Source organism: Streptomyces sp. Tu6071 (assembly GCF_000213055.1).
Classification (GTDB): Bacteria; Actinomycetota; Actinomycetes; order Streptomycetales; family Streptomycetaceae; genus Streptomyces; species Streptomyces evansiae.
The window spans coordinates 5,985,074-6,011,969 of record NZ_CM001165.1 but is presented as its reverse complement, the minus strand read 5'-3'; the positions used below and the strand labels follow the sequence as shown (position 1 = coordinate 6,011,969).

Genomic DNA, 26,896 nt, shown 5'->3' with positions numbered 1-26,896 from the left:
ATCGGGCGGGTGTGGCGCGGCCGGTACGGGACACGACGGAGCCCCGGGAAGCGGGTGCTTCCCGGGGCTCCGGTGAACGCCGTCGCGGCCGTCAGGGGTTCAGACGCGCACGCCGAACTGGAAGGGCATGTTGCCGATCGACTCGTAGCGCACGACGGTGCCGGTGCGCGGGGCGTGCAGCACCTGGCCGTTGCCCGCGTAGAGACCGATGTGGTGCAGGTCGCCGTAGAAGAGCACGAGGTCGCCGACCTGGAGCTGGCTCTGCGAGTAGATGCGGGTCCCGGCGTTCGCCTGCGCCTGCGAGGTGCGGGGCAGCGAGACCCCGGCCTGCCGGTAGGCCCAGGAGGTGAGGCCCGAGCAGTCGTAGGAGCTGGGGCCCGTGGCGCCGAAGACGTACGGCTTGCCGAGCTGCGACTGGGCGGCGGAGAACGCCGCGCCCGCCATGCCCGAGCCCTTGCCGGGGTTGGCGACGGTGCCGGGGGCCGAAGTGAGCGCGGTGCGCTCGCTGGCGCGGTTGGCGCGGTCCTGCTCCGCCTGCATCGCGGCCTTCTCGGCGGCCGTCATCGAGTTGAGGATGCGCTGCGCCTCGGCGAGCTTGGCCTTGACCTCGCTCTTCTTCTTGCCCAGTTCCTTGCGCGTGTCGGCGAGGTCGGCGAGCTTGTCGGCGGCCTCCTTGCGCTCCTGGGCGAGCTTGCGCTGCTTGGCCTGGATCTGCTTGAGCTGCTGCGTCTGCTGCGCGCTCAACTGGTCGAGGGCACCGGCCTGCTGGAGGAAGGAGTCCGGGTCGGCGGAGAGGAAGAGCTGCACGGAGGGGTCGATGCCGCCGGACCGGTACTGGGCGGCGGCGACGGCGCCGAGCGACTGCCGCTGCTCGTTCAGCTCGTCCTGGCCGCGCGCCACCTTGTCCTGGATGGCGTCGACCTCCTTCTCCAGCTTCTTCTGCTTCTCCGTGGCCCCGTTGAGCTTCTCGGTCGCCTGCTCCGCTTCGTCGTAGAGCTTGTCGACCTTCGACTTCACCTCGGACTTGGTCGGCTTGGGGTCTGCGTGCGCGGCCTGCGAAGTGAGGGCCACGGCAGCAGCGGCGGTCGCGGTGAGCACGGTCACGCGGGCGCGGCTCGGCTGCTTCGGTCGACGGTGGGACGCCACGAAGGCGAGCTCCTTCTTCCTCCAGCCGCCTACCGATCCACCGGTGGGCGGTGCCCTCTCACCGCCACCCCGGATGGGTGATCAACCGAGCGAGAGTTCGGGCCGACAGTAGTGACCTTCTTGTGATCAGTTCAAATCCTCACCGGTAAAAACCTGCGACTCCGGGGTTTCTTTACCCACAAGCCACCTGCGGTGACGAAGAACTGACCGAGCGTCGCGCCCCAAGCCCCACGAAGCACACCAGATAACGCGTCGGTCACAGATCATACGAACCGAGCCGCAACAGCCATACCGGGCACATGTGTTCCCCGGCCCCCCGCAGAGGGGTCACCCCCGCGACAACCGCTTCAGGAGCATGACGCTCGGCACCGGGCGCGCCCCCGCCTTCGCGATGCCGTCCGCCACTTCCTTGTCCGTGGAGACCACGACGACGGGCCGCCCCGGCGGCTCGGCCCGCACGAGCTGCCGGATCAACTCGTCCGCCGTCACCCCGGCCTTGCTGAACAGCACGCGCACCCCGCGCGGCGGCGCGAGCAGCACGGGGGCCGCGAGTTCGGCCCCGTCGAAGACGCACGTCACCTCGGCCCCGCTCTGCGCCGCGAGCTGCGAGAGCCCGCCGAGCAGCCGGAGCCGCTGCTTCTCCAACGGCATCATCGGATAACCGGTTTTCGTGACGTTGTACCCGTCCACGACGAGATGCGCCTGCGGCAGCGCGAGCAACTGGTCCAGGATCGCCGGATCGTCCTCGGCGAGCGCGCGGGCCGCGATGTCCTTCGGGCTGAACTTCGCCGGCTCCCGCGCGTCCACGGTCTCCGCGGGCCGTACCGAGACGGGCGGCAGCGCCAGTTCGCGGCGCAGCCCCTGGGCCGCGTCGAGTACGGTGTCGAGCAGCAGCCGCAGCCGCATGTCCTCGACGCTGCGCCCCTCGCGCGTCGCCTTCCGGCTCGCCTCAAGGGCCGCCTCGACCTCGCCGAGCCGGGCCCGCACCCGCCGCGTCTCGCTCTCGGCGGCGCTCAACTGCGCCTGGAGCTCGGCGCGCTGGGCCTCGGCCCGCTCCTGCTCCTTGCGCAGCGCGGCCTCGCCGCGCTTGATGTCGCTCTGCGCGGCCCGCAGCTTGCGCCGCACCGCGTCGCTCTCGCGGCGCAGCCCCTCGACCTCGCCGCGCAGCCGCTCGCTGTCCGCGCGCCCGCGCTCGCGCGCCTCGTCGCGCTCCGCGCGCAGCCGGTCCAGCTCCTCCCTGGCCGCCTCGTCCATCCGCTCGGCCCCGGCCCGCTCGGCCTCCTCACCGGCCGCGGCGACGAGCTTGAGCCAGCCCGGGGGACGCAGCAGGTACGCGACGGCGGCGACGTCCACGGGGTCGGCGGCGGGCGGCGGAGTGCCCTCGTTCAGCGCCGCGCACAACTCCGGCTGCGCGGCGCACAGCCGCTCCGCGACCCGGGCCCGGAAGGCGGCGTCGTTCTCGACCGCGGCGGCCATCGCGTTGCCCGCGTACTTGAGCCGCCTGCTCGGTGTGAACCGCGCGTACTGGCGCAGCTGCGCGGGGAGTTCCCCGACGGTGAGGCCGCCGAATCCGGTCGCCACGTACCGTACGACCCGGTGCCTGACACCTTCGGGCAGCGGCCCGTCCAGCGCCTCGCCCTCGCGGTCCCCGCCGTGCTCCCGCGCCTCATGCCCGGCCTCGTCCTCCGCGTGCCCCGCGCCCTCCCGGGCGCCGTCCCCGTGGCCGTCCCGCTCCGCGCCGTGGGGCGCACCGGCGGGCTCGGCGTTCGCTTCCTCCACCATGTCCTCACCCCACTCGCTCGTGCGGGCCGGCTCTCAGGCGGCCGGCCCCGGCCTGTCCACCAGTTCGATCTGGTCCACCGCGTTGCACCAGCGGCAGCGGACCGAGTCGATCGTCTCACTCACGACTTCGCGCTCCTCGACGTTCGGTTTCCCGGCGAGGTCGAGGTGGACGTACTCGACGACCTTCGATGAACGGCTCACGTCGAACCTGGTGAGATTGCCGCACAGCGTGCAGCGCCAGCGCGTGGTCTCCGTCGGCAGGGGAACGGTCATCGTCTGCGTCGCTTCCTTCTCGTCGTCGTGCGCTTGAGGGTGCGGGTGCCCGTGCTCGTGCGGCCGGATCGTGTCTATGTTGCCCGTAACCCTACGGCCTGTGGACGGGACCGCGCGGCGGGGACGGAGGCCCGGACTAAAGTGGGCCCACCAGGACAGCGAAGGGGACCAACAGCCGTGATCACCGCGATCGTGCTCATCAAGACCAGCGTCGACCGAATCCCGGAGATCGCCGAGTCCATCGCCGCGCTGGACAGCGTGAGCGAGGTCTTCTCGGTCACCGGCTCCTACGACCTCATCGCGATGGTCCGCGTCGGCCGCCACGAGGACCTCGCCGAGATCATCCCGAACCGGATCAGCAAGATCCCCGGCGTCGCCGCGACCGATACGCACGTGGCCTTCCGCACGTACTCGCAGCACGACCTGGAGGCCGCCTTCGCGATCGGCCTCGATTCCTGAGGCCCGCCTCCCGGGCGGAGACCCGCCTCCCGCCCGCGTACGTACGAGGGAGGGGCGCCGGTCCCACGACCGGCGCCCCTCCCCCGCGTCCCGCTCAGACCGCCGGCACGCAGCGCCCGCCCTCGGTGCGGTAGGTCCACCGCGCGCCCTGCTCGACCAGCTCGCGCACCGCGCCGAGGAAGCGCTCCACGTGCTCGTCGGGCGTCCCGGCACCGAAGCTGACCCGCACCGCGTTGAGCGAGCCGCCCTCGGGCGCCCCGCACTCGCCGGGCGCCCCGGCGTCCGCGCCGAGCAGCGTGCGGACGAGCGGGTGGGCGCAGAAGAGCCCGTCGCGGACGCCGATCCCGTACTCGGCCGAGAGCGCCGCCGCGAGGTGCGAGCTGTTCCAGCCGCTCACGACGAAGGAGAGCACGCCGACCCGCTCGGCCTCCGGACCGAAGAGCCCGAGGACGCGGATGCCCTCGATCGCGGCGAGCCCGTCCCGCACCCGCGCCACGAGCTGCTGCTCGCGCGCGACGAGCGCGTCGAAACCGGCCTCCGTAAGCGCCTTGCACGCGGAGGCGATCGCGTAGGCGCCGATGACGTTCGGCGAGCCCGCCTCGTGGCGCGCGGCGCCCGTGTGCCACTCGACGTCCACGCCGCCGTCCGCGCGCCTGCTCACGGCGCGGCTCGCGCCGCCGCCCGCGAGGTAGGGCTCCGCGTCCTCCAGCCAGTCCGCGCGGCCCGCGAGGACCCCCGCGCCGAAGGGCGCGTACAGCTTGTGGCCCGAGAAGGCGACCCAGTCCACGTCCAGTTCACCGAGCGAGACGGGGTGGTGCGGGGCGAGCTGCGCGGCGTCGAGGACGATCCGCGCGCCGTGCGCGTGCGCGACCCGGGCCAGCTCGGCGACGGGCCACAGCTCCCCGGTCACGTTCGACGCGCCCGTGACGCAGACGAGCGCGGCCCCGGTGCCGGTACGGGCCTCCAGCGCGCTCTCCAGCGTCGCGACGGCCTCGGCGGGGCTGCGCGGGGCGTCGAGGTGGGTGACGGCGGCGGTGCGCCAGGGCAGCAGCGAGGCGTGGTGCTCGGTCTCGAAGACGTACACCTCACAGCCCTCGGGGAGCGCGGCGGCGAGGAGGTTGAGCGAGTCGGTCGTGGAGCGCGTGAAGACCAGCTCGTCATCCGCCCGGCAGCCGAGGAAAGCGGCGACGTCGGCGCGGGCGGTCTCGAACAGCTCGGTGGACAGCTGCGAGAGGTAGCCGGCCCCGCGGTGCACGCTGCCGTAGTACGGGGCGTAGGCGGCGACGTCGTTCCAGACGCGCTCCAGGGCGGGGGCGCTCGCGGCGTAGTCGAGCGCGGCGTACTCGACCTCACCCCCGGTGACGAGCGGCACGCGCACCTCGCGGCCGAGGACGGGCAGCGGCGCGGCGGGGGCGGTGGCAAAGGAGGTGGCAGCGGCGGAGGCGGCGGAAACGGACATGGCGAACTCCCGTACGTGAGGCGGAGGGCAGCGGAAGGCGAGCTGCGAAGGCGGGGGGTTCCGGGCGGTACGCGGTGCCCGGCGACGTATGACGGCGAAGGGCGCCGCACCCTGACGTGGTGAAGGGTGTGCGCCCTACGACATTCGCTTGCTCACGGAAAACCGCTCCCTCGACGACCAGGACCCCTGGTGCCTGACGCCCGCGAAAGGGAGGTGTGCCAACGCCCCTGACGGGCGCGGAGGGGTCCGCGCTTGCCGCAGACCTCGCTGCCTGCGGCCAGGTCTTCACCCGGGGCACCCCGCCACGGACGGAGGGTTGCCGGACAGCAGGCCGGGGCCGTAGGCGCTGTCACTCATGACCTGCCAGCATCCTGCCACAGCGCCCCGGCCCGCGCCCAGGGGGTTCCAGAATGCGGAACGGGCGGTACGGGTCCTCGTCCCGTACCGCCCGTACTGCCCGTACCGTCGCGGGCCTTCAGGCGTTGCTGGCGCGCACCCACCGCTCCAGCGCCGCCTCCGCGGCCCCCGAGTCCAGCGACTCGGCCGCCCGCCCCATGCCCTCCCTGATCCGGTCCACCAGCGGCTCCCCGCTCGGGCGGAGCGCCGCGAGCGCCGCCGCCGAGTTGAGGAGCACCGCGTCCCTCACCGGTCCGCGCTCGCCCGCGAAGAGGCGGCGGGCCACCTCCGCGTTGTGCGAGGCGTCCCCGCCGCGCAGGGCCGAGACCGGGGAGAGGGCGAGGCCGACGTCGCGCGGGTCGAAGCCCTCCTCGCGCACCGCGCCGTCCTGGACGATCCACACCCGCGAGGTCGCCGCCGTCGTGAGTTCGTCGAGGCCGTCGTCGCCCCGGAAGACGAGCGCGGAGGAGCCGCGGGCGGCGAGCACCCCGGCCATGATCGGCGCCATCCGGGCGTCGGCGACCCCGGTGGCCTGGGCCCGGACGCGAGCCGGGTTGGTGAGCGGGCCGAGGAAGTTGAAGGTCGTGCGGATGCCCAGCTCGCCGCGCGCCGCCGCGACGTACCGCAGCGCCGGGTGGAACTTCACGGCGAAGCAGAAGGTGATCCCGGCCTCCTCGGCGACCCGCGCGACCCGCTCCGGGCTCAGCTCCAGGTTGACGCCGAGCTTCTCCAGGACGTCGGAGGCCCCGGAGGCGGAGGAGGCGGCGCGGTTGCCGTGCTTGACGACCTTCGCCCCGGTCCCCGCGACGACGACGGCGGACATCGTGGAGATGTTGACGGTCTTGGCCCCGTCCCCGCCCGTCCCGACGATGTCGACGGTCTCGCCGGGGACCTCGATGGTGCGGGCGTGCGCGTACATCGCCTCGACGATGCCGCTGATCTCCTCGACGGTCTCGCCCTTGGCGCGCAGGGCCACGGCGAAGCCGGCGATCTGCGCGTCCGTGGCCTCGCCCCGCATGATGCGGTCCATCGCCCAGGCGGTGTCGGCGGCGGACTGGTCACGGCCGGAGAGGAGTCCGTCGAGTACGGCCGGCCAGGAGCGGTCCGCCGCGGTGTCGCCTCCGACGGGGTGCACAGCGCTCATGGCCGCTCCTGGTGTGTGGGTACGGGGGGGCGGCGCCGGCCGCCTTTCGTCGTCCCCCACCTTATCGGCGCGCGGGCAGCGCGAAGGGCCCCGTCCGCCCACCGGGAAAGTGGGACGGGGCGGGGCCCTCAGGTGGCGTGTCGCGTGACAGTGCGGGGATCAGTGGTGGCCGTGGCCGCTCGTGATCTCCTTGTACTCCTCCTCCGTCGGCTTCGGGATCTGCGTCCCGTCGCCGTAGTAGCCCTTGGAGAGCTTGGAGCGGAGCTTCTCCGCGCCGGAGACCTTGCGCCGGACACCGTTCTCGTCGGTGGTCGCGCCGATCTCGAAGGGCGCGACCTGCTCGTGCGCGGTGAGCGTGTAGCGCTGCTCGGCGCTGAGCGGCTCGTGCACCTCGATGAACTCACCGTGCGGCAGGCGCTTGATGACGCCGGACTCGCGCCCGTGCAGCACCTTCTCCTTGTCGCGGCGCTGGAGGCCGAGGCAGATCCGCTTGGTGACGATGAAGGCGATGACCGGGCCGACGAAGAAGCCGATCCGCACGAACCAGCTGATCGCGTTGAGCGACAGGTGGAAGTGGGTGGCCCACAGGTCGTTGCCGCCGCCGACGAGCGTGATCATGTACATCGTCACCCAGGCGACGCCGAGGCCCGTGCGGACCGGGGCGTTGCGCGGGCGGTCGAGGATGTGGTGCTCGCGCTTGTCGCCGGTGACCCAGGACTCGATGAACGGGTAGACCGCCATCGCGCCGAGGACGAGACCGAAGACGACCAGCGGGATGAACACACCGAGGACCAGCGTGTGGCCCCACAGGTTGATCTCCCAGCCGGGCATGACACGGATGAGACCTTCGGCGAAGCCCATGTACCAGTCGGGCTGGGCGCCGGTGGACACCTGGTCGGGCCGGTACGGGCCGATCGCCCAGATCGGGTTGATCGTCGCGATGCCCGCGATGGCCGCGATGACGCCGAAGACGAGGAAGAAGAAGCCTCCGGCCTTCGCCATGTACACCGGGAGCAGCGGCATGCCGACGACGTTCTTCTCGGTGCGTCCGGGACCCGCGTACTGCGTGTGCTTGTGGTAGAAGACCAGGATCAGGTGGCCCACCATGAGCCCCAGCATGATGCCGGGCAGCAGCAGGATGTGGATCGAGTAGAACCGGGCGACGAAGTCGCCGCCGGGGAACTCCCCGCCGAAGAGGAACATCGAGATGTACGTGCCGACGATCGGCACGGACAGGATCGCGCCCTGCGTGAAGCGGACACCGGTGCCGGAGAGCAGGTCGTCCGGGAGCGAGTAGCCGGTGAACCCGGTGAACATGCCCAGGGCGAAGAGCAGGAAGCCGAACAGCCAGTTGATCTCACGCGGCTTGCGGAAGGCGCCCGTGAAGAAGACGCGCATCATGTGCACGAACATGCCGGCGAGGAAGATGAGCGCGGCCCAGTGGTGGATCTGCCGGATGAGCAGACCGCCGCGGACCTCGAAGCTGATCTTCAGCGTGGAGGAGAACGCCTCCGACATGAGCTGGCCCTGCATGGGGCCGTAGACGCCGTGGTACTCCACCTCGTTCATGCTCGGGTGGAAGAACAGCGTCAGGTACACACCCGTGAGGATGATGATGAGGAAGCTGTACATGCAGATCTCGCCGAGCATGAAGCTCGGGTGGTCCGGAAAGATCTTCCGCATGTTGGACTTGGCCAGGCTGTAGATGCCGAGCCGTCCGTCCGCCCAGTCGGCGAGCCGTTCCCCGGCGGGCGCCTGACTGCGGTCCGGGGCGTCGGCGCCCGGTGCGTGCGTGGTCTCGGTGCTCATCCGCGCTCCCAGAAGGCAGGGCCGACGGGCTGGTCGAAGTCGCCGAGCGCTTCGAGGTAACCCTCGTCGTTCACACCGATCCGCAGCTGCGGCAGCGGGTGACCGGCCGGGCCGAAGATCACTCGGGCGCCGTCGGAGAGGTCGAAGGTGGACTGGTGGCACGGGCAGAGGACGTGGTGCGTCTGCTGCTCGTACAGGCTGATCGGGCAACCGACGTGGGTGCAGATCTTGGAGTACGCGACGATGCCCTGGTGCGACCAGTCCAGCTCGCGCTTGTCCTTGATGTTCTCCGGGGCGATCCGGATGATCATCAGGGCGGCCTTGGCGATCTGGTTCTGGAAGTCGTGGTCCGTCTCCTCCAGGCCCTCGGGCTTGGCGAACGTCAGCGAACCGGTGATGACGTCCTCGGGACGCAGCGGCTCGTTGGTGTTCATGTTGACGATGACCGAGCCCTTTTTCCACTTCGTGGAGCGGAGCTTCTTCTCGGGCAGCGGACCGAGGTCGCGCAGCAGCACGACGCCGGAGAGCGGCACGAGGGCCAGCGCGCCGAACATCGAGTTGCGGATCAGCTTGCGGCGGCCGAGGACCGAGTCCTTGGCGCCCTGCTTGAAGTCCGCGATGACCTTCGCCTTGGTGTCGGCGTCGGCCTCGATGTCGTGCCGCTCGTCGACCAGCTCGACGTCCGACATCAGGGTGCGCGCCCAGTGGACGGCGCCCGCGCCGATCGAGAACAGCGCGAGACCCAGGGTCAGGCCGAGCGAGAAGTTCAGCGCGCTGACGTGCCCGAAGGGCCAGATGTAGACGATCTTGCCGGGCTTGAAGATCACGTACGAGGCGATGAAGCCGGCCGTCGCGAGCATCGACAGGGTGAAGAGGAAGGCGACCACGCGCTCGCTGCGCTTGGCGGCCCGCTCGTCCAGGTCCTGGATGCGGTGCTCGTGGGGCGGCAGCCCCGGGTCGGCGAAGGGGTTCTTCGCCAGCTCGGCCGAGTGCTGCTCGGCGCCCTGCCCGGCGGGCAGGTTCTCTTCGGGATTGTCTTGGCTGCTCATGACTTCTTGGCCTTTGCGGTCCGGACGGCGACCCACGTGGCGACGGCGATCAGCGCACCGAGCCCGAAGACCCAGGCGAAGAGACCCTCGCTCACCGGACCGAGACCCCCGAGGTCCAGACCACCGGGGTTGGTGGCCTTGTCCCCGTTGACGTCGCGCAGGTAGGCGATGATCTGCTTCTTCTGCTTCTCCGGCATCGTGGTGTCGGGGAAGGAGGGCATGTTCTGCGGGCCGGTCTGCATGGCCTCGTAGAGGTGCTTCGGGTCGACGCCCTCAAGTGAGGGAGCGAACTTGCCGTGCGTCAGCGCACCGCCCTCACCGGTGAAGTTGTGGCACTGCGCGCAGTTGGTGCGGAAGAGCTCGCCGCCCTTGGCGCTGTCCGACCCGGCGGGGTCGTACTGGTTCTTGGTCGGCACCTCGGGGCCCGCGCCGAGCGAGGCCACGTAGGTCGCGAGCTGGTCGATCTCCTTCTCGGAGTAGATGACCTTCTTGCGGGGCGCCTGGGCGCCCTGCTGCTGGAGCGGCATACGGCCGGTACCGACCTGGAAGTCGACGGCCGCGGCGCCCACGCCGACGAGGCTCGGGCCGTCGCTGCTGCCCTGTCCACCGGTTCCGTGGCAACTGGCGCAGCCGACGTCGTAGAGCTTCTTGCCCTCGTCGATCTTCAGGGACTGGGCTGTTTCCTCAGCCTGTGCCTTGTCCGCAGGCGCGAACGCGGCGTACAGCCCCCCGGTGGCCGCCAGCGCGAGGAGTAGGACGACGACCGCCGCCAGCGGATGGCGTCGTCGTACGGAGAGCTTTTTCACGGATTACCCCGGTGTCAGGATCTTCTGCGTCGGTGCTACTGGATGTGGGCTTCTCGCCCGGGTTACTTGATCAGGTAGATCGTGGCGAAGAGGCCGATCCAGACAACATCGACGAAGTGCCAGTAGTAGGACACGACGATGGCCGCAGTGGCCTGGTGATGTGTGAACCTCTTGGCCGCGTACGTCCGGCCCAGGACCAGCAGGAAGGCGATGAGGCCGCCCGTCACGTGCAGTCCGTGGAATCCGGTCGTGAGGTAGAAGACGGAACCGTAGGGGTCGGAGGAGAGCGAAAGGCCCTCTTCCTTGACCAGGTCCGTGTATTCGAAGATCTGACCTCCGATGAAGATCGCGCCCATCACGAAGGTGATCGAGAACCACGTGCGGAGCTTCTTCACATCGCCTCGCTCGGCGGCGAAGACGCCGAGCTGGCAGGTGAGTGAGGAGGCCACCAGGATGGCGGTGTTGGTACCCGAGAACGGAACGTTCAGGGCATCCGCCATTTCCTTCCAGTGTTCCGGTCCGGTCACCGATCGCAGGGTGAAGTACATCGCGAAGAGGGCCGCGAAGAACATCAGCTCGGAACTCAGCCAGATGATGGTTCCGACGCTGGTGAGGTTCGGCCTGTTGACCGACGGGTGCGCGGGCCCGGTTTCTACTGTCGTTGCTGTCGCCACGACCGACATTATGTCGGTCGCTTATCCCGCCCTCACTCCCGGGGGTGCCGTTCGGTGTGTCCGCCCCGTGTGTCGGGCCCGAACGGCCCATCGTTGAGCTGTTCGCAGCGGTGTTGACGGGCAGTCGGACGGAGTAGCATCCGGCCCACCGGGGACCCGGTCACACCCGAGGCCAGGAGGAGAAATGCAGCCGATCGCCACCGTGCTGATCTACAGCGACAACGCCGAAACCCGCACCCAGGTACGGCTCGCCACCGGTCGCAGGCCCGCCCCGGACGCGCCCGAGGTGCAGTTCGTGGAGTGCGCGACGCTCCCGGCCGTGCTCAAGGAACTGGAGCGCGGCGGCATCGACGTCTGCGTCCTGGACGGCGAGACGGCCCCCGCGGGCGGTATGGGCGTGTGCCGCCAGATCAAGGACGAGATCTTCCGCTGCCCGCCCGTCCTCGTCCTGATGGGCCGCCCCCAGGACGCCTGGCTGGCCACCTGGAGCCGCGCGGAGGCCGCCGTGACCCTCCCGGTGGACCCGGTGGAGTTCGCGGGGGCCCTGGCGGGACTGCTGGGAAAGTCCAGCCTCTCCGGCGTGTGAGGAGCGGCGTGGGGGGGGAGCCCCACCAGGCCCGCGAAAGGCCCTCCCCGCGCCACAGCGGCGCGGGGAGGGCCTTTCGGGATTTCACTCCCCCGGGTGATTTACAGCTGCGGCCTGAGCCGCGCCTGCTCCACCCCGCCGGGAGCCGTGTTGCGCCCGCTCCCGGTCACCGCACTGCCTTCCCCCCACTTGGCCCAGCTCAGGTTCCAGTCCCCGAACCCGTTCCCGAACGGGGCCATCTCCTCGCCCTCGCTGTTGACGACCCGCACGACGTCCCCCTCCCGCACGGTGTCGAAGAACCAGTGGGCGTTCCCGGTGCTCATCCCGACGCACCCGTGGCTCGTGTTCGCCGAGCCCTGCGAGCCGACCGACCACGGCGCGGCGTGCACGTACTCACCGCTCCAGGTCACCCGCGTGGCCCAGTAGACGGGCAGGTCGTAGGACTCCGAGCTGCCCGCGGCGATGCCGACGCTGCCGCTGCGCATCCGGACGAACGACTCTTTGCCCAGGATCACCTTGATCCCGTTGCGGGTCGAGAAGCCCGGCTTGCCGGTGGTCACCGGCAGGGTCTTTATCTCCTTGCCGTTCCTGCGCACCGTCATGTGGTGGCTGCCGGAGTCGACGAGCGCCTCGACGCGGTCGCCGAAGGTCAGGGAGAGCGGCTTCGCGTCCGCGCCGCGCAGGGTGTCGGTGACCTTCACGCCGTTGAGGTTGGCGCTCACGTTCACCGTGGAGTGCGCGGGCCAGTAGGTGCGCGGCCGGTAGTGGAGCTCCTTGGAGTCGACCCAGTACCAGGCGCCCTCGACGTTCTGCGAGGACCGCACCTTGAGGGAGCGCTCGACGACGGCGCGGGCCGCCTTGTCCTTGACCGGGGCGCTCAGCTGGGCGGTGATCGGCTGGCCGACCCCGTAGGTGCCGGCCTTGGGGCCGAAGGTCACCTTGAGGCGGTTCCTGCCCGCGTCGGCGGTGTGGAAGCGGAGGGTCTTCAGCCCGGGCGCGCCGTCCTTGTTCTCGGTGGCGACGCGCACCGTGTAGTCGGCGGCGGCGGCGAGGGGTCCTGTCGAGTGCCAGCGGGTCCCGTCCGCGGAGAGGGCGCCCGCGACCTGGCGGCCGAGGCCGTCGCTGGCGGTGACGTCGGTGATCCGGCTGTCCTTGCTGGTCACCTCCAGCGGCTTGTCCGGGTCGACGCGTTCGGCGCCCGCCGTGTTGAAGGTGACGTGCCCCGCAGCGTCGTACGGCCGGGCGGTCAACGAGTTTCCACGGGCGTCGCCGCCGCAGGCCGAGAGGCCGGCTCCAAGAGCGGCCACCAGCACAGTGCAGCTCAGTACCGTACGGGTTCGCGGTGTGTGGCTCATGGCCTCAACGTACGAAGCCGACGCCCGTTCAGCGCGGTCGGCTGAGCTGTTCGGGTGGCCCGGCGGAGCGCGAAAAGAGGGGCCCGGACCCACCGTGCGGTGTGTCCGGGCCCCTCCTGACGCGGCATGTGCTACTGGTTCTGGTTCTCTCCGCGGTAGTACTCGAAGACCCAGCCGAGAAGGCCGATCAGGAGGATCGGGGCCGAGAAGTAGAGCAGCCACCAGCCGACGGCCACCGAGAGGAAGGCCAGCGCGCCGCCGACGCCGAGGGCGAGCGGCTGCCAGCTGTGCGGGCTGAAGAAGCCCACCTCGCCGGCGTCGTCCGCGACGTCGGCCTCCTTGTTGTCCTGCGCGCCCGCATCGATCCGCCGGGCGGTGAACGCCAGGTAGTAACCGATCATGATGCAGAGCCCGAAGGCGAGGAAGAGCGCCGTGGTACCGGCCGGCTCCTTCGACCACACGCCATAGACGACCGCCATGGCGAGGACGAAGACGCTCAGCCAGATGAACATCTTGCCCTGGACCTTCACCGTCCGACCTCCTTGCCGCCGACGAGCGCGGTGTCGCGCTGGTCGCCGTTCTCCAGCTGGTCGAGAGCCGCGATCTCCGGGTGGTGGAGGTCGAAGGCCGGGGATTCACTGCGGATACGGGGCAGCGAGGTGAAGTTGTGCCGCGGGGGCGGGCAGGAAGTGGCCCACTCCAGGGAGCGGCCGAAGCCCCACGGGTCGTCCACCTCGATCTTCTTGCCGTACTTGGCGGTCTTCCAGACGTTGTAGAAGAACGGCAGGATCGACAGGCCGAGCAGGAAGGAGCTGATGGTCGAGACCGTGTTCAGCGCGGTGAAGCCGTCGGCCGCCAGGTAGTCGGCGTACCGGCGCGGCATGCCCTCGGCGCCCAGCCAGTGCTGGACGAGGAAGGTGCCGTGGAAGCCGACGAAGAGGGTCCAGAAGGTGATCTTCCCGAGCCGCTCGTCGAGCATCTTGCCGGTGAACTTCGGCCACCAGAAGTGGAATCCGGCGAACATCGCGAAGACGACGGTGCCGAAGACGACGTAGTGGAAGTGCGCGACGACGAAGTACGAGTCCGAGACGTGGAAGTCCAGCGGCGGGGCCGCGAGGATCACGCCGGTGAGACCGCCGAAGGTGAAGGTGATGAGGAAGCCGATCGACCAGAGCATCGGTGTCTCGAAGGACAAGGAGCCCTTCCACATCGTCCCGATCCAGTTGAAGAACTTCACGCCTGTGGGCACGGCGATCAGGAACGTCATGAAGGAGAAGAACGGGAGGAGCACTCCGCCGGTCACGTACATGTGGTGCGCCCACACCGTCACCGAGAGACCGGCGATGGCGATGGTCGCGCCGATGAGGCCCACGTAGCCGAAGATCGGCTTGCGCGAGAAGACCGGGATGACCTCGGAAATGATGCCGAAGAACGGCAAGGCGATGATGTACACCTCTGGATGGCCGAAGAACCAGAAGAGATGTTGCCAGAGCAATGCCCCGCCGTTTGTCGCGTCGAATACATGCGCCCCGAATTTTCGGTCCGCTTCGAGCGCGAAGAGCGCGGCGGCGAGCACCGGGAAGGCGAGCAGCACCAGGACACCGGTGAGCAGCACGTTCCACGTGAAGATCGGCATGCGGAACATCGTCATGCCGGGTGCGCGCATGCAGATGATCGTGGTGATGAAGTTGACCGAGCCGAGGATCGTGCCGAAGCCGGAGAAGGCCAGGCCGAGGATCCACATGTCGGCGCCGACGCCCGGGGAGCGGACGGCGTCCGAGAGCGGCGAGTAGGCGAACCAGCCGAAGTCGGCCGCGCCCTGCGGGGTGACGAAGCCGCCCACCGCGATGACGGAGCCGAAGAGGTACAGCCAGTACGCGAACATGTTCAGCCGCGGGAAGGCCACATCGGGGGCACCGATCTGGAGCGGCATGATCCAGTTGGCGAAACCGGAGAACAGCGGCGTCGCGAACATCAGCAGCATGATCGTGCCGTGCATCGTGAACGCCTGGTTGAACTGCTCGTTCGAGATCAGCTGGTTACCGGGCCTGGCGAGCTCGGCGCGCATGATGAGCGCGAGCACACCGCCGATGCAGAAGAAGACGAACGAGGTGATCAGGTAGAGCGAGCCGATCGTCTTGTGGTCGGTGGTGGTCAGCCACTTCACCACGACGTTTCCGGGTTCACGGCGGCGGACCGGGGGCTCGGAGACGAGCGTCCCTTCCGCGGTCGCGACCCGCTGAGGGTCGTTGTCGATACTCACAGGTTCTTCGTCTCCCGGTTCTTCTCGTGGCCCGACTGCTCGATACCGGCCGGGATGTAACCGGTCTGGCCGTCCTTCGCGAGCTGCTTGAGGTGGGCCTCGTAGCGCTCGGGGGAGACGACCTTGACGTTGAAGAGCATCCGGGAGTGGTCGACGCCGCAGAGTTCGGCGCACTTGCCCAGGAAGGTGCCCTCCTTGTTGGGGGTCACCTCGAAGGCGTTGGTGTGACCCGGGATGACGTCCTGCTTCATGAGGAAGGGAACCACCCAGAAGGAGTGGATGACGTCACGCGAGGTCAGGACGAAGCGGACCTTCTCGCCCTTGGGGAGCCACAGGGTCGGACCCGGGTTCCCGGTCTGGGGGTTCTTGTCCGCCGGGGTGCCGGCGATGTGGACGCCTTCGGCGCCCTTGGGGAAGTCCGCCGCGAAACGGTCCGGGATCGCCTTGAGGTCCGCGGACTTCGCGGCATCGCCGGTGGAGTCGTCCCCGTCGACGTTCTCGACGTAGTTGAAGCCCCAGCTCCACTGGTAGCCGACCACGTTCACCGTGTGGGCCGGCTTGTCCGAGACGTCCAGCAGCTTCGACTCGTCGCGGGCGACGAAGTAGAAGAGGACGGAGACGATCAGCAGAGGGACAACCGTGTACAACGTCTCAAGAGGCATGTTGTACCGGGTCTGCCGGGGCACCTCGACCTTGTGGCGGCTGCGCCTGTGGAAGAACGCGCTCCACAGGATCAGCCCCCAGACGAGGACACCCACGGCGAGGGCCGCCGCCCAGGAGCCCTGCCACAGCGAAAGGATGCGCGGCGCCTCCTCCGTGGTGGGGGTGGGCATACCAAGGCGGGGGAAGTCCTTGTATGAGCAACCGGTAGCGGTTACCAGGATCAGGCCCGCAGTCAGCACCTGCGGCAGCTTCCGCCGCATCGGGCGCCGCGACGAGCGGTCGGAGCCGTTGGGACTCACGTAGCGCCTTCCCGAGAGTCTCGCCCGCACCGAGGCGTACGCGGCCTCCACGCTGGTCGGTCGCCGTGCCCCCGCGGCGGGCAGGGTTTGGATGTTTATGCGGACCAAACCCTACTGGACTCAATTTGGGGTCGCGCGGGGAGGGTCCCCAACGCGCCGCAGCACTCCCCGAAGGGGTGGAATCGCCCCTCGCACAGGCCATCTGACGCCCCTTCTCCCGGGCGGCTCCGGCGTGTCGCACAGGGGTACGGGGCGGGGCCCCGGAAAGAAGGAGCGCGGGACCGGGCGTGTCGCGGCGGGGGCGGGAGGCGCGGGGGACGGAAGCGGTGTGCTTGTCGTACGGGGCGGGGAAGGGCGCCGGGGGCAAGGGACCGGGGAAAGGAGCTTGCTCGTGCGGGGGCGGGACAGCTCTCGCGCGCGGGGGCCCTTTCCTCGGGAGCCCTTTCCGCGGGAACCCCTTGGCGCGGAGCCCCTGCGCGCGGGCGGTGCGGAGCGGCCGGTACGGGCGGGGGCGGCGCGTGCGGGAGGCGGGCGGGGGCTGGCGCCCGGGCGCTGGTGGGGCGGGGTTAGTTTGGGCGCGTGCCGTACTTCGACGTGGCCTCGGCCGCCCCGCTCCATCCGGTCGCCCGGCAGGCGCTGCTCGCGGCCCTCGACGAGGGCTGGGCCGATCCGGCCCGGCTCTACCGCGAGGGACGGCGGGCGCGGCTGCTCCTGGACGCGGCCCGCGAGACGGCGGCCGAGGCGGTGGGCTGCCGCCCGGACGAACTCGTCTTCACGCCCTCGGGCACCCGCGCGGTCCACGCCGGGATCGCCGGGGCGCTCGCCGGCCGGCGGCGCGTGGGCGGACATGTCGTGGTCTCGGCGGTCGAGCACTCCTCCGTACTGCACGCCGCCGAGGCGCACACGCGTACGGGTGGTGAGGTGACGGAGGTCGGCGTGTCCCGTACGGGCGCCGTCGAGCGGGGGGCGTTCGCGGCGGCGCTGCGCGGGGACACCGCGCTCGCCGCGCTCCAGTCGGCGAACCACGAGGTGGGGACGGTGCAGCCGGTCGCCGAGGTGGCCGAGGCGTGCCGCGCGGCGGGGGTGCCGCTGCTCGTGGACGCGGCGCAGTCGCTGCTGTGGGGACCCGTGGAGGGCGACTGGTCGCTGCTCGCGGCGAGCGCGCACAAGTGGGGCGGCCCGGCGGGCATCGGGCTGCTGGTGGTGCGCAAGGGCACGCGCTTCGCGCCCCCCGGACCCGCCGACGAGAGGGAGAACGGTCGGTCTCCCGGCTTCGAGAACCTGCCCGCGATCGTCGCGGCGGCGGCCTCGCTGCGCGCGGCGCGCGCCGACGCGGTCGCGCGGGCCGGGGAGTTGCGCGCGCTGACGGAGCGGCTGCGGGAGCGGGTGCCGCTGCTCGTGCCGCGTACGGAGGTGGTGGGCGAGCCGGAGCGGCGCCTGCCGCACCTGCTCACCTTCTCGTGCCTCTACGTGGACGGCGAGAGCGTGCTCAGCGCCCTGGACCGGGCCGGTTTCTCCGTCTCGTCCGGTTCGTCCTGCACCAGCTCGGCGCTGACGCCGAGCCACGTCCTGCGCGCGATGGGTGTCCTGAGCGAGGGCAACGTACGCGTCTCGCTCCCCCTGGACGTGCGCGCGGAGGACGTGGACCGCTTCCTGGAGGTGCTGCCGGGGGTGGTCGCGGGGGTACGGGAGCAGCTCGGCGCCCCGATGGACGAGGAGCCGCCCGCCGTCCCCTCCCCCGCGCCTCTCGTCGTCGACACCCTCGGCAAGCGCTGCCCGATCCCGGTCATCGAACTCGCCAAGGTCTTCCCGCGCGTCGCGGTGGGCGCCACGGTCACCGTCCTGTCGGACGACGAGGCGGCGGCCCTGGACATCCCGGCCTGGTGCGAGATGCGGGGTCAGGAGTACGTGGGGAGAGAGGGAACGGCGTACCGGGTGCGGAAAACCGGTCCCGGCGCGTGAGGAGCGGTGTGCGGGGCGGAGCCCCGCGCACCCCCGCTGCCACGATCAGCCCGCGAGATGCGCCCGCACCTCGTCCCCGGCCTCCAAGCCGTACCGCTTCGTGAAGCGGTCCATGAAGTGCGTCCGCTCCAGCTGGTACTCCTGGGTCCCGACCGTCTCGATGACGAGCGTCGCGAGCATGCAGCCGATCTGCGCCGCGCGCTCCAGGCTCACGCCCCACGCGAGACCGGACAGGAAACCGGCCCGGAACGCGTCGCCGACGCCCGTCGGGTCCGCCTTGCGCAGCTCCTCGGGGACGCCGACCTCGATCGGCTCGTCGCCGACCCGCTCGATCCGTACGCCGTTGGCGCCGAGCGTCGTGACGCGGTGGCCGACGCGGCCGAGGATCTCGGCGTCCGTCCAGCCGGTCTTCGACTCGATGAGGCCCTTCTCGTACTCGTTGGAGAAGAGGTACGTGGCGCCGTCGAGGAGCGTGCGGATCTCCTCGCCCTCCATGCGCGCGATCTGCTGCGAGAAGTCGGCGGCGAAGGGGATGCCCCGGCCGCGGCACTCCTCGGTGTGGCGGAGCATCGCCTCGGGGTCGTCCGCGCCGATCGTGACGAGATCGAGACCGCCGACGCGCTCGGCGACGGCCTGGAGCTCGATGAGGCGGGCCTCGCTCATCGCGCCCGTGTAGAAGGAGCCGATCTGGTTGTGGTCGGCGTCCGTCGTGCAGACGAAGCGGGCGGTGTGCAGGACCTCGGAGATGCGCACCGAGGCGGTGTCGACGCCGTGGCGGTCGAGCCAGGCGCGGTAGTCGTCGAAGTCGGGGCCCGCCGCGCCCACGAGGATCGGCGCGGTGCCGAGCTGGCCCATGCCGAAGGCGATGTTGGCACCGACCCCGCCGCGCCGGACGTCGAGGTTGTCGACGAGGAAGGAGAGGGAGACCGTGTGCAGCTGGTCGGCGACGAGTTGGTCGGCGAAACGGCCGGGGAAGGTCATGAGGTGGTCGGTGGCGATGGAGCCGGTGACTGCGATCCGCACGGGTACTCCTGGTGGGGGCGGGATGGACGGGGTTCACGGTATCCGGCGGAGAGTGGCCCTGCGCCGGGTGGGCCTCACGGGGCTCTGCCCCGGGACCCCGCTCCTCAAGCGCCGGAGGGGCTGGATTTGTGGGCGGCGCCGTGGATCGGGATGCCCTTGCGCGGAGCTGACCTCACGGGGCTCCGCCCCCGGCCCCGCTCCCCAAGCGCCGGAGGGGCTGGATTTGTGGGCGGCGCCGCCGATCGGGACGCCCCTGCGCCGAGCTGACCTCACGAGGCTCCACCCCCCGGCCCCGCTCCTCAAGCGCCGGAGGGGCTGGATTTGTGGGCGGCGCCGCGGATCGGGATGCCCTTGCGCGGAGCTGACCTCACGGGGCTCCGCCCCCGGCCCCGCTCCCCAAGCCGGAGGGGCTGGTGAGTGGCGCGCGCTGGTGAGTTGGGTGCGCGCTGGATTCCGGGTTCGTGTGGAAACCGGGTCTCCTGGTGGGGAACCGGACCGGGTGGTGTGGCGTCAGAGGTTTGTCTCGTCAGCGAAGGAGTGGGTTGGCATGAGCATGAAAATTCGGGTCTTCGCGGGGGTCGCCGGAGTGGGGCTGCTCGTCGCGGGGTGCGGCGGGAACGGGGACGGGGGCTCCGCGCCCGCCGGGAGTGTGGCCGCGAGTGAGTCGCCTCCGGGAATCGCACCCGGGGAGCCGGACCCGCACGGGGTGCGGTACCGGGCGGCGGGGGCCCTGCCGAAGGGGCCGGAGAAGGCGGGGGTCTACGGGGTCGACGGGAGCGTCTCGCGGGGCGCGGCGGAGCGGCTGGCGCGGGCGCTCGGGGTCCCGGGGGGCGTGCGGGCCGAGGGGGGCGAGTGGCGGGGTGACGGGCTGACCGTCGCCCGGCAGGCGCCCGGAGCCTGGAGCTATGTGGCCGAGGGCGGCAAGTGCGCCCAGGGAAAGGGGTGTTCGGCGCCCGGCGAGACCGAGGCGCGGGAGGCCGCTCGGCCGGCGCTCACCGCGCTGGGGCTCGCGGGGGCCGAGGTCGGCGCCGACGAGGTACGGGGCACGAGCCGGGTCGTGGAGGCCGATCCCGAGGTCGACGGGCTGCCGACGGACGGCTGGTCGACGCGGCTCCAGTTCGCGAGCGGGGGCGAGGTCGTCGGCGGTACGGGGCGGCTCGACGTGCCCCGTACCGCCACCGGGGACCGGTACCCCGTGCGGTCCGCCGCCGACGCGCTCGCCGCGCTCAACGAGGGCGCGGGGAAGGACGGAACGGCCGTTCCCGTCTCGCGGGCGCGCTTCGGGCTCGCGGCGCGTACGCGAGAGGGGCAGCCCGTCCTCGTACCGGCCTGGCTCTTCTCGGTGCCCTCGCAGTCCGCGACGCTCGCGCAGACCGCGATCGACGAACGGCACCTCGGCTCGGGCGAGCCCCGGCATCCGGGCGGGCCGAGTTCGGCGGGGCCCGGGGCCACGAGCCGTTCGGTGCCGCCCGTCTCGTACGCGGTGGCCGGGCGCGAGCTGAGCCTGCGCTTCACGGGCGGCGTGTGTGCCCACTACCGGGCGCACGCGGAGGAGAAGGGCGGGCAGGTGCGCGTCCACCTCACGGAAGAGAAGGAGCCGGGGAAGGTGTGCGTGATGATCGCGAAGGACCTGACCCGCTCGGTGACCCTCGACCGGCCGCTCGGGGACCGGACCGTCGTGACGACGGCGGGAAAAACGGTCCCGGCGGCGTGAACCCCTGAGCCCGTGAGCCGGTGATCCCCTGAGCCCGCGAGCCCCGGCGCCCCCGCTCCCCTGGGGCCCAGCCGAGCGTGGCCCGCTCCCCCACCGGCCCGGGTGCGAGGGCCGCGCGCAGGCGGTCCGTCGCGCCGTGACAGGACGGCGCGCCCTCCCACAGTCCGAGCGGTTCGGACGGTGCGGTGAGGACCCGGTCGACCGCTTCGAGGGCGAGGGGACGCGGGGCCGTGAGGTCCGGGAGCGGTCGCCGGGGGCCGTAGACGGACTCCGCGGGCTCCCCGCGCGGGTACTGGGCGGCGAGAGCGCGGCGGCGGCCGCCGCGTGTTCGCCATCGTCGAGGTACGTGCCGGGCGGGGTATCGGCGGCTGGGCCGGGGCGGCTCCCACCAGCCCGGCGCGGGCGGCCGGTTCGGCGTCGTCCGGGCCACGGCACCCAGTCGGCCGCCGCGTCGTTGCCGAACGGTCCGCTGTCCCAGGTCCCCAGGGGCCCTCCCCTGTCGTCGTGGCGCCCGCATCCTGGCAGCCGACACCGGCACCGGTCCGGACACGACGAAGGCGGCGACCCCCCGGAAGGGGTCGCCGCCTTCTTCCTGCTCGCGCTCGCGCGGAACGCGGGCGGCTCAGTGGAAGGAGTCGCCGCAGGCGCAGGAGCCGGTCGCGTTCGGGTTGTCGATCGTGAAGCCCTGCTTCTCGATCGTGTCCACGAAGTCGATCGAGGCGCCGCCGAGGTACGGGGCGCTCATGCGGTCGGTGACGACCTTGACGCCGCCGAACTCCTTGACGACGTCGCCGTCGAGCGAGCGCTCGTCGAAGAAGAGCTGGTAGCGCAGGCCGGAGCAGCCGCCGGGCTGGACGGCCACGCGCAGCGCGAGGTCGTCACGGCCTTCCTGGTCCAGCAGGGCCTTGACCTTCGACGCGGCGGCGTCGGACAGGAGGATGCCCTCGCTCACGGTGGTGGTCTCGTCCGATACGGACATCTGCTTCTCTCCCGGGTTGTACGGAGACTGCTTGCCGACGTTCCAACCGGCACGGTCGGGGAGTTATTCCCGCGCGGCCACGGACCGCGTTCCCTCATCGTCGCATACGCCACCGGGACGGGTCAGGGGCCGCGAAGGGGCACACATCACATCGGGCCGCACAGTGTCGTCAACCTGACGGTAAGCGGATATCATAGATAACGTCAATACGACGAAAAGGGGTCCGACGTCCTAGGGCGACGTCCCCGACGCGGCCACACCGCCGCCTGTCCAGAGAAGAAAGGGTGCGTGACGTGACCACGGCCCAGCCCCCCGTCGATCTCGATGTGCAGCCCACCCCGCTCGCCCTGCTGCTGCTCGGCCGCGAGGCCGACCCGCGCAGCGAGCGCGGAGTGGAGTGCCCGGGAGATCTCCCCGAACCCTCCGACCCGGACCTCGTGGCCCGTGCCCGCGCGGCCAAGGAGAAGCTGGGCGAGAAGGTGTTCGTCCTCGGCCACCACTACCAGCGGGACGAGGTCATCCAGTTCGCCGACGTCACCGGCGACTCCTTCAAGCTCGCCCGCGACGCCGCCGCGCGCCCCGAGGCCGAGTACATCGTCTTCTGCGGCGTGCACTTCATGGCCGAGTCGGCCGACATCCTCACCTCCGCGCGCCAGCGGGTGATCCTCCCCGACCTCGCCGCCGGCTGCTCGATGGCCGACATGGCGAGCGCCGAGCAGGTCGCCGAGTGCTGGGACGTCCTGACCGAGGCGGGCGTCGCCGAGCAGGTCGTCCCCGTCTCGTACATGAACTCCTCCGCCGACATCAAGGCGTTCACCGGGCGCCACGGCGGCACCATCTGTACCTCCTCGAACGCGAAGCGGGCCCTGGAGTGGGCCTTCGCGCAGGGCGAGAAGGTGCTCTTCCTCCCCGACCAGCACCTCGGGCGCAACACCGCCGTGCGGGACATGGGGATGTCGCTCGACGACTGCGTCGTCTACAACCCGCACAAGCCGAACGGCGGGCTCACCACCGAGCAGCTCCGCGCGGCGAAGATGATCCTGTGGCGCGGGCACTGCTCGGTGCACGGGCGCTTCTCGGTCGACTCGGTGAACGAGGTGCGGGAGCGGATTCCGGGGGTGCGGGTCCTCGTCCACCCCGAGTGCAAGCACGAGGTCGTCTCCGCCGCCGACGAGGTGGGCTCGACCGAGTACATCATCAAGGCGCTCGACGCCGCCCCCGCCGGGTCGAAGTGGGCCATCGGGACCGAACTCAACCTCGTACGGCGGCTCGCGAAGGCGCACCCGGACAAGGAGATCGTGTTCCTCGACCGGACCGTGTGCTTCTGCTCGACGATGAACCGGATCGACCTGCCGCACCTCGTGTGGACGCTGGAGTCGCTGGCGGAGGGGAAGGTCGTCAACCGGATCGAGGTCGACGCGGAGACGGAGTTCTTCGCGAAGGCGGCGCTGGAGCGGATGCTGGCGCTGCCGTAGGAGTGGCCCCGGGTGGGGGCGGGCCCTTTGTGGGGCTCCGTCCCACGCCCCGCTCCTCAATCTCCCCCAGCCTCCCGCCGGGGGCCCCCGGAGGGGCTGAAATGCGGGCGGGCCTCTTGCCACAGCGACTGTGGCAAGAGGCCCGCCCGTTTGTGTACCGCTTGCTCAGACGTTCACCGGTTCCCTCGGGGTCGGGACCTCCGTGCCGTCCTCGCCCTTCTTCTTCGCCTTCTTCGCCGCCCTGCGCTCCTTCCTCAGCTCGACCATCGCGTAGAGGGTCGGGACGAGGAGGAGGGTCAGGAGGGTCGAGGTGATGAGGCCGCCGATGACGACCACCGCGAGGGGCTGCGAGATGAAGCCGCCCTCGCCGGTGATGCCGGTCGCCATCGGGATGAGGGCGAAGATCGTCGCGAGCGCCGTCATGAGGATCGGGCGCAGGCGGTGCCTGCCGCCCTCGGTGACCGCCTCGATGACCCCGTAACCGCGGTCGCGGTACTGGTTGATGAGGTCGATCAGGACGATCGCGTTGGTCACCACGATGCCGATGAGCATCAGCATGCCGATCATCGCGGGGACGCCCAGCGGCGTGCCCGTGACGAGGAGCAGGCCGAGTGCGCCGGTCGCCGCGAAGGGGATCGAGACGAGCAGGATCAGCGGCTGGATCAGCGAGCGGAAGGTGCCGACGAGGAGCAGGAAGACGATCGCCACGGCGGCGAGCATCGCGAGCGCCAGCTTGCCGAGCGAGTCGTTCTGGTCGGCCGTCACCCCGCCGATCTCGGTGGTGGCACCCTGCGGGAGCTTCAGCTCGTCGAGCTTCTTGGTCAGCTCCGTGCTGATCGAGCCGGTGTCGTCGCCGACCGGCTTGGCCGTGACGGTGGCGGCGCGGGCGCCGTCGATACGGGTCATCGAGACCGGGCCGTCGACGAGCCTGACCGTCGCGAGGTCGCCGAGCTTCGCGCCGCCGACCGGGAGGGCCTTCAGCTCGGCGACGGTCGTCGCCGGGTGCGCGGAGCGGACCACGACATCGCGCTCGGTGTCGTCGAGCGTCGCCGTGGTGGTCCTCGTGCCGTTGACCTGCTCGGCGACGAGCGCGCCGAGTGCCGCCTGGCTGAGACCGGCGTCGGCCGCGGCGGGCTTCGCGGTCACGGAGACCCGCGGGACCGAGGTGGCGAGGTCGTTCTCGACGGACTTGACGTCGTCGATCTTCTTGACGGCGTCGGTGACCTGCTGGGCCGCCTTCGCGAGCGAGTCGCGGTCGGGGGCCTTGACGACGACCGAGAGGTCCTGGTCACCGAAGCCGCCGCCCGCCGAGACCTTCAGCTCCCCGGCGCCGTCGAGCTTCTTGAAGCCGCTTTCGAGCGCGTCCTGGACCTTGTCGGCGTCGTCCTCGCTCTGGAGCTTGATCTGGTACGAGGCGTGGTTGGAGTCGGTCGAGCCGCCGAAGGCCGCCATGAAGCCGGAGGAGCCGACGGTGACCTGGACGTCGCTGACCCCGTCGACGCCGTCGAGGAGCTTCTCGACCTTCTTCGCCGCCGCGTCGGTGCTCGCGAGGCTCGTGCCCGGCGGGAGTTCCTGCGTGGCGCTCAGCGAGTCCTGGCCGCTGTCGTCGAAGAAGTTCGTCTTGAGCTGCGTGGCCATGCCCAGTGTGACGACGAGGACGAAGACCGCGATGAGCAGCGAGGTGACCCTGCGCCGGGTCGCGAAGCCGATGACCGGCAGGTAGGCGCGCTGGAGGCGGCCCTGGGACTCCTTCTCCTCGGCGGCGCGGCGCGCGGCCTCGGCCGCCTCGGGGCTCGTGATGTCCTTCGGGCCGCGCAGGAACCAGTACGAGAGGACCGGGACCACGGTGAGCGAGACGAGGAGCGAGGCGAGCAGGGCCGTCGTGACGGTGAGTGAGAAGGAGCTGAAGAGTTCGCCGACGATGCCGCCGACGAGACCGATCGGCAGGAAGACCGCGACGGTGGTGAGCGTCGAGGCGGTGACCGCTCCGGCGACCTCCTTGACCGCGGTGAGGATCGCCTCCTTGCGCTCCTCGCCGTAGCCGAGGTGCCGCTTGATGTTCTCCAGGACGACGATGGAGTCGTCCACGACGCGGCCGATGGCGATGGTCAGCGCGCCGAGGGTGAGCATGTTGAGCGAGAGGTCCCGCGTCCACAGCACGATGAGCGTGAGCAGCACGGAGAGCGGGATGGAGACCGCGGTGACGAGCGTCGAGCGGATCGAGGCGAGGAAGACCAGGATCACGACGACGGCGAAGCCGAGGCCGAGCGCGCCCTCGGTGGTGAGACCGCTGATCGCCTTGGAGACCGGCGGGCCCTGGTCGACGACGACCTTGAGGTCGGCGCCCTTGCCGAGCGAGTCCCGCAGGTCGCCGAGCTTGTCCTTGACGGCCTTGGAGATGCCGACGGCGCTGCCGTCCTTGTCCATCGTCACCGCGACGGCGAGACTCGGCTTGCCGTCGGTGCGGGTGATCGAGGTGGCGGTCGCCTCCTGCTGCTTCACGCTCGCGACGTCGCCGAGGCGGACCGGCTTGGGCGCCTCGCCCTGGGCGCCGCCCTGACCGGCCTGGCCGACGACGCGCAGGTCCTCGATCTGCCGCAGCGAGGTGAAGGGCGTGCCGACCTGGACGGTGCGGTTCTCGCCGCCCTCGTCGAAGGAACCGGCGGGCATCGTGACGCCGCCGGACTTGAGCGCGTCACCGAGCGCCGCGGCGCTCAGGCCGGCGCGGGCGAGCTTCGCGGTGTCCGGCGTGATGGTGACCTGGAGGTCGCGGACCCCGTCGATGGTGACCTGCGAGACCCCGTCGATCTCCTTCAGCTCGGGCACCACGGTGCGGTCGAGCTGGTCGGAGAGGGCCTGCTGGTCCCTGGGCGAGGTGGCGGCGAGGACGACGGTGGGGATGTCGTCGGTGGAACCGGCGACGACCTGCGGGTCCACGTCGTCGGGGAGCTGGGAGCGGGCGCGGTTGACGGCCTGCTGGACGTCGGCGACGAGCTGCTTGGTGCCGCTGCCGAAGTCGAACTGCGCCATGACGACGGCGTTGCCCTCGCTGGCGGTCGACGTCGTCGTGGAGAGTCCGTCCACGGCGTCGAGCGACTTCTCCAGCGGCTCGACGACCTGCTTCTCGACCACGTCGGGCGAGGCACCCTGGTAGGGCGCGATGACCGACACCATCGGGAGTTCGATATTGGGCAGCAGTTGCTGCTTGAGCTGAGGTATCGCGATCGCTCCGAAGACGATCGCGACGATCGACATCAGCCCGATGAGGGCGCGTTGAGCGAGGCTGAATCTCGACAGCCAGGACATGTGTTCTCTCTCTGTGGCTACGCGGCAAGGGCGGGGCGCACGGTCCTGAACCGCCGGGTGCCGGGCGGGTCCCGGAGCGCTGGGGAAGACGGGGCGACCGTACTCCTCCACGATGGGCCATGCCGAAAGCCGGTTCGAGCGCTCCCAGGACCATTTCGTGGGGCCGCTCTACTGCGGTCGGAGTAGGCGGGAGCCCGCGCCGTGTCAACCCCCGGGCTGAGCGGGCGGGTGGAGACGGCCGGATGAGGCCGGTGCAACCAGGGGCGGAGAGCGG

General features: G+C 70.9%; 21 protein-coding genes and 1 riboswitch. Of the genes, 5 read left to right on the top strand and 16 right to left on the bottom strand.

Annotated elements, in window-relative coordinates; translation table 11 throughout:
• Positions 1–99: 99 nt before the first annotated feature.
• The 3 genes from STTU_RS25405 to STTU_RS25395 all read right to left on the bottom strand — a co-directional run bounded on the left by STTU_RS25405 (position 100) and on the right by STTU_RS25395 (position 3,201).
• Complete coding sequence (locus tag STTU_RS25405) at positions 100–1,146, bottom strand: C40 family peptidase (protein WP_175417863.1); 1,047 nt, start codon at positions 1,144–1,146, stop codon at positions 100–102.
• A 327-nt stretch (positions 1,147–1,473) separates the two neighbouring features.
• The gene (locus STTU_RS25400) at positions 1,474–2,928 is read right to left on the bottom strand and encodes an NYN domain-containing protein (RefSeq protein ID WP_007828134.1); all 1,455 of its coding nucleotides are present in this window, start codon (positions 2,926–2,928) and stop codon (positions 1,474–1,476) included.
• Positions 2,929–2,961: 33 nt separating this feature from the next.
• Positions 2,962–3,201, bottom strand: a complete 240-nt coding sequence (locus STTU_RS25395) for a hypothetical protein (protein ID WP_007828133.1) — start codon at positions 3,199–3,201, stop codon at positions 2,962–2,964.
• Positions 3,202–3,378: 177 nt separating this feature from the next.
• Here STTU_RS25395 and STTU_RS25390 point away from each other — a divergent pair, with 177 nt between their 5' ends.
• Positions 3,379–3,660, top strand: coding sequence for an Lrp/AsnC family transcriptional regulator (locus STTU_RS25390; protein WP_007828132.1), 282 nt, complete (start codon positions 3,379–3,381; stop codon positions 3,658–3,660).
• A gap of 94 nt (positions 3,661–3,754) precedes the next feature.
• On the opposite strand, the gene STTU_RS25385 is transcribed toward STTU_RS25390, so the two are convergent.
• The 6 genes from STTU_RS25385 to STTU_RS25360 form a co-directional block, all read right to left on the bottom strand.
• Positions 3,755–5,119 (bottom strand): aminotransferase class V-fold PLP-dependent enzyme, encoded by a 1,365-nt coding sequence (locus tag STTU_RS25385; RefSeq protein ID WP_007828131.1) that lies wholly within the window; start codon positions 5,117–5,119, stop codon positions 3,755–3,757.
• Positions 5,120–5,362: 243 nt separating this feature from the next.
• A riboswitch (SAM riboswitch) is annotated at positions 5,363–5,480 on the bottom strand.
• Between the two features lie 114 nt (positions 5,481–5,594).
• Positions 5,595–6,659 carry an anthranilate phosphoribosyltransferase gene (trpD, locus tag STTU_RS25380; RefSeq protein WP_007828130.1) on the bottom strand — a complete coding sequence of 355 codons (1,065 nt, stop codon included), beginning with the start codon at positions 6,657–6,659 and terminating at the stop codon, positions 5,595–5,597.
• Positions 6,660–6,818: 159 nt separating this feature from the next.
• Positions 6,819–8,468 (bottom strand): cytochrome b, encoded by a 1,650-nt coding sequence (locus STTU_RS25375; protein ID WP_009064489.1) that lies wholly within the window; start codon positions 8,466–8,468, stop codon positions 6,819–6,821.
• Positions 8,465–9,517 (bottom strand): ubiquinol-cytochrome c reductase iron-sulfur subunit, encoded by a 1,053-nt coding sequence (locus tag STTU_RS25370; protein WP_043256313.1) that lies wholly within the window; start codon positions 9,515–9,517, stop codon positions 8,465–8,467. The genes STTU_RS25375 and STTU_RS25370 overlap by 4 nt, the downstream gene beginning before the upstream one ends.
• Positions 9,514–10,323: a c-type cytochrome gene (locus STTU_RS25365; RefSeq protein WP_007828124.1), complete on the bottom strand. Its 810-nt coding sequence runs from the start codon at positions 10,321–10,323 to the stop codon at positions 9,514–9,516. The genes STTU_RS25370 and STTU_RS25365 overlap by 4 nt, the downstream gene beginning before the upstream one ends.
• A gap of 62 nt (positions 10,324–10,385) precedes the next feature.
• Entirely contained in the window at positions 10,386–11,006 is a 621-nt protein-coding gene (locus tag STTU_RS25360; RefSeq protein ID WP_007828123.1) for a cytochrome c oxidase subunit 3, read from the bottom strand.
• 175 nt (positions 11,007–11,181) lie between these two features.
• Between STTU_RS25360 and STTU_RS25355 the strand changes: the two genes are divergently transcribed.
• Positions 11,182–11,583 carry a chemotaxis protein CheY gene (locus STTU_RS25355; protein ID WP_007828121.1) on the top strand — a complete coding sequence of 134 codons (402 nt, stop codon included), beginning with the start codon at positions 11,182–11,184 and terminating at the stop codon, positions 11,581–11,583.
• 101 nt (positions 11,584–11,684) lie between these two features.
• Here STTU_RS25355 and STTU_RS25350 read toward each other — a convergent pair whose 3' ends face one another.
• The 4 genes from STTU_RS25350 to coxB all read right to left on the bottom strand — a co-directional run bounded on the left by STTU_RS25350 (position 11,685) and on the right by coxB (position 16,163).
• On the bottom strand, positions 11,685–12,938 hold the full coding sequence (locus tag STTU_RS25350) for a L,D-transpeptidase (RefSeq protein WP_043256312.1): 1,254 nt from the start codon (positions 12,936–12,938) through the stop codon (positions 11,685–11,687).
• A 131-nt stretch (positions 12,939–13,069) separates the two neighbouring features.
• Positions 13,070–13,468: a cytochrome c oxidase subunit 4 gene (locus tag STTU_RS25345; RefSeq protein ID WP_009064497.1), complete on the bottom strand. Its 399-nt coding sequence runs from the start codon at positions 13,466–13,468 to the stop codon at positions 13,070–13,072.
• The gene (gene ctaD / locus STTU_RS25340; protein ID WP_043256310.1) at positions 13,465–15,201 is read right to left on the bottom strand and encodes a cytochrome c oxidase subunit I; all 1,737 of its coding nucleotides are present in this window, start codon (positions 15,199–15,201) and stop codon (positions 13,465–13,467) included. Before ctaD ends, STTU_RS25345 begins: the two co-directional genes overlap by 4 nt.
• Entirely contained in the window at positions 15,198–16,163 is a 966-nt protein-coding gene (gene coxB / locus STTU_RS25335) for a cytochrome c oxidase subunit II (protein WP_029397150.1), read from the bottom strand. The genes ctaD and coxB overlap by 4 nt, the downstream gene beginning before the upstream one ends.
• 579 nt (positions 16,164–16,742) lie before the next feature.
• Between coxB and STTU_RS25330 the strand changes: the two genes are divergently transcribed.
• Complete coding sequence (locus tag STTU_RS25330; protein ID WP_007828114.1) at positions 16,743–18,125, top strand: cysteine desulfurase/sulfurtransferase TusA family protein; 1,383 nt, start codon at positions 16,743–16,745, stop codon at positions 18,123–18,125.
• Positions 18,126–18,170: 45 nt separating this feature from the next.
• On the opposite strand, the gene STTU_RS25325 is transcribed toward STTU_RS25330, so the two are convergent.
• Positions 18,171–19,148 (bottom strand): carbohydrate kinase family protein, encoded by a 978-nt coding sequence (locus tag STTU_RS25325; RefSeq protein WP_007828113.1) that lies wholly within the window; start codon positions 19,146–19,148, stop codon positions 18,171–18,173.
• Between the two features lie 547 nt (positions 19,149–19,695).
• On the opposite strand from STTU_RS25325, the gene STTU_RS25320 reads away from it, so the two are divergent.
• A complete protein-coding gene (locus tag STTU_RS25320; protein ID WP_007828112.1) occupies positions 19,696–20,862 on the top strand; it encodes a hypothetical protein in 1,167 nt (388 codons plus the stop codon).
• A gap of 622 nt (positions 20,863–21,484) precedes the next feature.
• Here STTU_RS25320 and STTU_RS25315 read toward each other — a convergent pair.
• Positions 21,485–21,841: a HesB/IscA family protein gene (locus tag STTU_RS25315; protein WP_008748399.1), complete on the bottom strand. Its 357-nt coding sequence runs from the start codon at positions 21,839–21,841 to the stop codon at positions 21,485–21,487.
• Between the two features lie 284 nt (positions 21,842–22,125).
• Between STTU_RS25315 and nadA the strand changes: the two genes are divergently transcribed.
• A complete protein-coding gene (gene nadA, locus STTU_RS25310) occupies positions 22,126–23,316 on the top strand; it encodes a quinolinate synthase NadA (protein ID WP_007828108.1) in 1,191 nt (396 codons plus the stop codon).
• Positions 23,317–23,481: 165 nt separating this feature from the next.
• Here the strand turns inward: nadA and STTU_RS25305 are convergent, their stop codons facing one another.
• Positions 23,482–26,622: an efflux RND transporter permease subunit gene (locus STTU_RS25305; RefSeq protein ID WP_007828106.1), complete on the bottom strand. Its 3,141-nt coding sequence runs from the start codon at positions 26,620–26,622 to the stop codon at positions 23,482–23,484.
• Positions 26,623–26,896 lie beyond the last annotated feature (274 nt).